The sequence below is a fragment of the Photorhabdus heterorhabditis genome (assembly GCF_001280945.1).
GTDB classification, from domain to species: Bacteria; Pseudomonadota; Gammaproteobacteria; order Enterobacterales; family Enterobacteriaceae; genus Photorhabdus; species Photorhabdus heterorhabditis.
Genome location: NZ_LJCS01000002.1, coordinates 186,008 through 192,644 on the forward strand (window position 1 = coordinate 186,008; position 6,637 = coordinate 192,644).

General features: G+C 38.5%; 5 protein-coding genes. All 5 read right to left on the bottom strand.

Going from position 1 to position 6,637, the window contains the following annotated elements:
• Positions 1–49 precede the first annotated feature (49 nt).
• Entirely contained in the window at positions 50–1,531 is a 1,482-nt protein-coding gene (gene tssC / locus AM629_RS01780; RefSeq protein WP_054475608.1) for a type VI secretion system contractile sheath large subunit, read from the bottom strand.
• A 7-nt stretch (positions 1,532–1,538) separates the two neighbouring features.
• Positions 1,539–2,090, bottom strand: coding sequence for a type VI secretion system contractile sheath small subunit (gene tssB, locus AM629_RS01785; protein ID WP_054475589.1), 552 nt, complete (start codon positions 2,088–2,090; stop codon positions 1,539–1,541).
• A gap of 791 nt (positions 2,091–2,881) precedes the next feature.
• Entirely contained in the window at positions 2,882–4,144 is a 1,263-nt protein-coding gene (locus AM629_RS01790; RefSeq protein WP_054475591.1) for a phage tail protein, read from the bottom strand.
• Positions 4,145–4,384: 240 nt separating this feature from the next.
• The gene (locus AM629_RS01795) at positions 4,385–5,008 is read right to left on the bottom strand and encodes a tail fiber assembly protein (protein ID WP_054475593.1); all 624 of its coding nucleotides are present in this window, start codon (positions 5,006–5,008) and stop codon (positions 4,385–4,387) included.
• A gap of 2 nt (positions 5,009–5,010) precedes the next feature.
• Positions 5,011–6,027 (bottom strand): tail fiber protein, encoded by a 1,017-nt coding sequence (locus tag AM629_RS01800; protein ID WP_054475595.1) that lies wholly within the window; start codon positions 6,025–6,027, stop codon positions 5,011–5,013.
• Positions 6,028–6,637: the final 610 nt, after the last annotated feature.

The window sequence follows — 6,637 nt, forward strand, 5'->3', positions numbered from 1 at the left end:
ACTCCTGTTATTTGTAATAGAATAGGATAAATATTAATAAATAAAATAATTAGGCAGCCGAAGACGGTGGTAAATCTGCAACCAACCGTAAAGACATACTTAACCCCTCTAATTGGAAGTGTGGCCTTAAATAAGCTACTGCACGATATGTTCCAGGCGAACCGGGAACTTCAACAACATCAACTCTTGCCTCCCGCAATGGATGGCTGGCTTTAATTTCTGCGCCGACAGTATCAGAGCCAACAATATACTGGCTGATCCAACTTTGCAGATAAGTCTGGCATTCTCCACGGGACATAAAACTACCCACTTTGTCACGCACAATCATTTTCAAATAATGTGCAAAACGAGAGGTCGTCATAATATATTGCAATTGTGTTGATAATTTCGCATTAGCATTTGCCAAGTCAGAATTATATTTCCTGGGTTTATTTGGCGACTGCACTGAGAAAAATGCAGCGTAGTCAGTACCTTTATAATAAACCAGCGGAATAAAGCCTAATTCTGCCAATTCTTTCTCACGGCGATCTGAAATAGCCACTTCAGTCGGACATTGCAGCATTTTTTCGCCAGACACAGAGGAGTAATGATGAGTCGGCAATGCCTCTACCAATCCCCCGCCTTCCACACCGCGAATCGCGGCACACCAGCCATATTGTTCAAACGCAGCCACCATACGGCCAGCCAATGCATAAGCGGCGTTAATCCACAGATAACTGCTGCTGTCCCCTTCTCTCATCTGCTCTTCAAAACAGAACTGTTCAACCGGGATGGTTTTTGCTCCGTAAGGCAAACGTCCAATCACTCTTGGTAAAGTTAGGCCGACATAGCGGGAGTCATCAGATTCCCGGAAGCGTTTCCAACGCAAATAGTCGGATGTGTCAAACAGCTTGGACAAATCACGCGGACGCGGTAGTTCTCCAAAATCATTCAGCCCCAACATGCCTGCATTAGCCGAACTGATAAACGGTGCATGGGCGGCAGCCGCCACATGAGAAATCTGCTCCAGTAAGTAAAGATCTTCTGGGCTGTTATCAAAATCAAAATCACCAACAAATGCCGAGTAAGGTTCACCACCAAAGGTACCGTACTCATGTTCATAAATATTTTTAAACAGCATTGACTGATCGAAATCAGAAGCCGATTTAAAGTCTTTAATCAAATCGGTTTTTGTCGCGTTCAACATGCGAATCTGGGTATTCTCAGTTTCACTCTGATCGAGTAACCCTTTAAGCCCCGTCCAGGATGATTCCAGACACTGGAATTCTGGATGATGCAATACCAAACTCAGTTGGGCGGACATCAGCGCATCAATCGCGGCGATACGCTCCTCAATGCTGTTTACCAAATCACCAGAAACCACTAATGAGCCCGCAGTCACTTCTGCTAAAAACTGGTCGAGTTGGCTTTTTACCCGATCACGATCCGTTTCACGACGAATGGCCTGAGTGTTATCAATAATCTGATCAAGAAAATCGCCGCTGGTTTCCGTTGCTTTCAATTCTTGCTGTTCAACAACGCTCTGTTCCATGCTGTCCTCACTGTGCATTGTTATCTTCCGGAATATTGTTATTTTCCGGGGTGGCGTCATCCGCGGTATTTTCTGTGACGGCGGTTTCCGCTCCCTCATTTACCTGCGGTAATTTATCCGCATGTTCAGCAAGAATTTCCGCCAGACGGTCACGCAATTTTTCATTACTCAATGCACGACCTTTCAAATCACTCAATTTGCTGCGAACTTCCAGTAAATTACGCAGTGGCTCAATCTGCTTCGCCAGATTCTCTGGGGTAAAATCAGCCATTGATTTAAATCGCAAATCAACATTAATAAATCCACTCTGACCCGGCAGAGCACTTTCAACCTGTAATTCCAACGAAGGTGATAAACCTTCCATCACAGCATTAAAATTATCTTTATCAACATGCATAAAACGACGTTCACGCATAGGAATTGATTGCTCAGCAAATTGCCCAATCACACCAATAACCAAAGGCAATTCTTTTTTCTCGACCGCACCACCTAATTCGACATCATAAGTAATCTGAACACGGGGCGGCCTTACTTTATCAAGCTTACGTTGAGTATTCATGGCACCTTTTTACCTTTATATATGACAGGAAGTGCAAACTTACTTACGTTAAACCGCACCAAACCTGATTAAATAACCGAACAAGATGAGATAAACGAAGATATCAATTAACATCTATTTATAACAACTTAATATGCTGTAGCACATTTAATGATATTTAAAATCCACCGTGTGTCGGCTGGTAAATAAATTCTCACGTATATTGACTTAATGCAAGCTTATCAAAGTGAAATATCATGCAATGAATTCCGCCAAATTATCTAATTGATTGTATTTAATGGGAAAACCAAAAGTTATATATTATAATTAAAATGTATTTTCGGACTTGTCTTATTTCTTATTTGACCATCTTTAATAATTAAAATCTGACTTGTCAGAAAAATAAAAATATAGATGGAATTAGGATTTTATTTAATTATGGCTTTCCTAACATTGGAATAAAATACCTTGGTCATATTCAAGACTTTTAATAAAGACAAATCGACTAACTACCTAAATATGATTAATTAAGATGTCACGACCTGATGAGTTTTTACTGGAAATTATATCTGAATTAATAGATAAACACTTATACCCGTCATCTTTCAAGTTGCTTCTTTGTTGGCTGCACTCACTCACCCCAGTCACATAGTTATCTATGCTCCCGGGGATTCGCTCCCTTGCCGCCGCGATGCATCTTGAAATCTATTGGGTATATTACAAATAGCCGGATAATTGCATAAAAAATAAGATACAGGGCCACATTAGACCCCGTATTACTACAAATTATGAATTGTGATCAGCGGTGCACGTTATTTATATTCTTCCTGTAACTTCTTTTGTCTCAAGTTCCACGGTGAATCTTCTGGCATTTGGACACGAATATCTAAACGGCAATAGTCGGGAATATCACAGGGTTCTCCATCCTGATAGAATATTTTGTTACCCTCGTCATCAATAGATTTGACTCGCCAGTTCTGAAACATTTCAGGCAAATGTGAATGTTGACGGTGGAAAGTTTTAACAATAATGGAACCATCAGGTTGAACATGATCCTTAACAAAAATCAGTTCGAGATTATTGTTATCGTGAGGAACAGAAATACCCCCATGTATTCCCCAACCACCATCCGCGTTATACCCTAAAATATTTGATAGGTGATATATGCCGGTCCCTTCTTTTTTAACTTCTGCGCTCTTTGATTCTTCATTAGTTGAGAATGTGCCATCAGGATAAATTTCTACTACCGGAGAGGCTCGTTTAAGGAATCCATTATTATCTGGTTTAGCGTTTCTATCATCCCAAAACCTGCGTGTAGATTGTCTTTTGCTATCGGCGTTTATACTATCTGTACGATATGTATCGCCTTCATGCATGAAAACTAATCTGTGACTCCATACTCCCTCAATGCCTTCGCTTGATGCACCATTTACATTACTAAATCTTAACTGGACTCCATACACATTTGGCAACCCATATCGAGTGACGAAAGGCGTATTAGGGGCAACCCAAGAATAACCGTTATATATGTTTTCCCATCCATTCAAATTAGTAAAACGCATTGCATCATTAATTGATGCAGCCCCCACATCCCCCGCATTCAGACTAACGTCACCGGTCAATGCTTTACCATTTATTTTCCGGTCATTGGGTACTTTACTATTAATATTTTCACGCAATGAATTGACGATTTCCTGCACCAATTTTTGTGTCACTGCCAATGTGTCACTATTACCAACGACATTGGTAAGCTGAACAACCCCTTTTTGTGTTAATGAAGCGATAGGCATTCCTTTTGCAATTTTTTGTTTCAATGCCGTATCTAATTGTCCAATAAGTTTCGTTATATCACCATCATCCAAAACATCACTGCCAGATTCTCTCGCAATAAATTCGGCTACAACGGATGATATTACTGACGATTGACGCAGTGCCTTATTTAAAAAATGAACATGAATAGAACTATTTGGTGCTAATCCAGTCTGTAACTCTGGACTATTTTCATATAAATTTTGATCCACTACATTAGCACCACTCTTAATAGAGAAAGCTTTAAAATCATTTCTTTGACTCATATATTATTCCTAAATTAAATTATTGAAAAACTCACTTTAATTTATACTCAAGATACTTCAAAGTGCATGTTTGAAAAAGATTATGTTGTTGAATTTAAATGTTTTTATGTCTGACGACTCAAGCATCTTGAAGTTCATTCGGTATATACCCATTACTCATAACACAGCGATAAGCTCGTTTTTACACGAGCTTTTATTAAATTAAATCGCAGATTTAAAAAATATTTAAATACGGTAAAATCATTGCGGTTTTTCAGGCCAGTTAATATCTGATGCCAATGAAATATCAACCCGACTTAATAATACTAGATACTTTTTCCAATCGAGTAATAACGCCTTTTCAGCTTCCGATGCCATTTCAGTTTCAACCGCATATTGCAATACCATTATGGCCTCATTGGCTTGTTGGCGGAAAATATCACGTTGTTGTTCTGCCTGTTTAATCTGACTGGCTTGTTGCGCTTCAATATCCGTTACCCATTTTTCACCATCCCATTGATCAAAATCAGTCGCCGGTGGCTCGAATGTCAATGTTTCTGCTAATTCACCCAGTTCAGAAACTTCCTGTTGTGTACCCGTTTGTGTGTCGTAAGCTATTTTCCCTCGATGGTCAGGGACAATTTCCCAATGGCTTTCGTCCGCACTGCGACGCACAGCCAGATTATCGGCATCAGGAAGATTTGGCGCATCAGGATAAGAATGTGCGGATACACCTATCCCTTCTGCCACATATTCAACATTAGTGCCAACGAATTCTCTCGAATAAGGATTAACATGATAAATCTTTATCCAACCGGCTTTAGTTGCTAAACCATCTTCACCTAATATAGCGGTTTCAGTATCTAAGATATTTTCGTGTGTCATTATTATTCTGCCTTTACGATGTAGTTAAATGCGATATTGCGAGGGCGATTTTCATTTGCGGTTGGAACCATACGTGATGCGTCAAAAGTTATATCATCTACTCCATCACCGATATTCGATATCTGGCTTGTGGCTATAACATATGGCTCATCAAATTTCGCACCAAAACAGCCAATTGTCTTGAATATGTTTGGATAAATCTGCACCCTTCGGGCTGAGAATCCTCCGGTAATATTTCTAATTGCATCACTCTGGTTTGTCAGAAGTAATCTACCCCCATCAATTCCGCGGCCATCATCCCAACCACGAATAAACTCACCTCTTAAATCGGGCAATCTGCCATTAGGATAAGCTTCTGCTAATTTCGGATATTGTGATCTACTAAAAGCGGAACCATTACAAGTAAAATAACCGGAAGGTGGATATGGCAACGGCCAAGGAATAGGAGAACCAACAGGAATTTCACTGGTTGTTTTTACCAATTTATCTACTTCTGCTCGAGTATACACTTCCGCCCGAGTGTATGCCCCCACATCACTCGCGTTCAGATTAATATCCTCGGTCAACGCTTTACCATTTATTTTCCGGCTATTAGGTACTTTGCTATCAATATTTCCACGCAATGAATTGACGATTTCTTGCACTAACTTTTGTGTCACTGCTAATGTGTCATTATTACCTATCTCATTAGTCAGTTGAACAATGCCTTTTTGTGTCAATGAGGCACTGGGAATTTCTGCTGTAACTTTTTGTTTTAACGCCTGATTTAATTGCACGGTAAGTTTAGCTATATCACCATCATCCAAAACATCACTACCCGATTGTGTCGCGATAAAATCAGCCACAACAGATGATATGGTTGATGATTGACGCAATGCCTTATTTAACAAGTGAACATCGACAGGACTATTGGGTGTCAATCCAGTCTGTAACTCTGGGCTATTTTCATAAGAATATTGACTCACCACATTAGCGCCACTCTTAATAGAAAAAGCCTTAAAATCATTCTTTTGACTCATATACCCCTCTTAAATTAAATAATATCCTTCTATAATCAACATATTAAATTATTGTACAAGTAACTTCTCCCAATTGGGGGCATTCATAGTCTAGTTCATAAAAACAATAATGGATTGTTTTTATAAATTACAGGATTAATTATTTTTGTATAATAGGTGAAAAATAATTACACAAACACAAAATCATTATTCACAACTCTTATTTTTTACTTTCATTTTTCGTGGGAATAATATTTACTGGATTTACTATAATCTAATGATAATAAAAAATCGCAAATATTCCCATATGAAAATAGTGAAAATAAAAATAGGAAAATAATCTAGAAGAATGACCAATATGAATATTTTTCCAATTATTTTCTGGCTTTTTCCGTAAAAAAGCTAACGCAATTGCTGTGATATTGCCTCAGCATTGCCAGACAGAGGGAAAGGTTTTTACCTGTTCGTGCAATAACAAAAGTCCGCTTTTTGCAAGTCACTTTTGTCTGAAATGAGATCTATTTTGTGATGTATGTCACATAATTAAACAAAAAAGTAAAATTAATTTGAAATTATTAACATTGGTTATTAAATGATTAATATTAATGTGTTTTTATATATTTTGTAACAG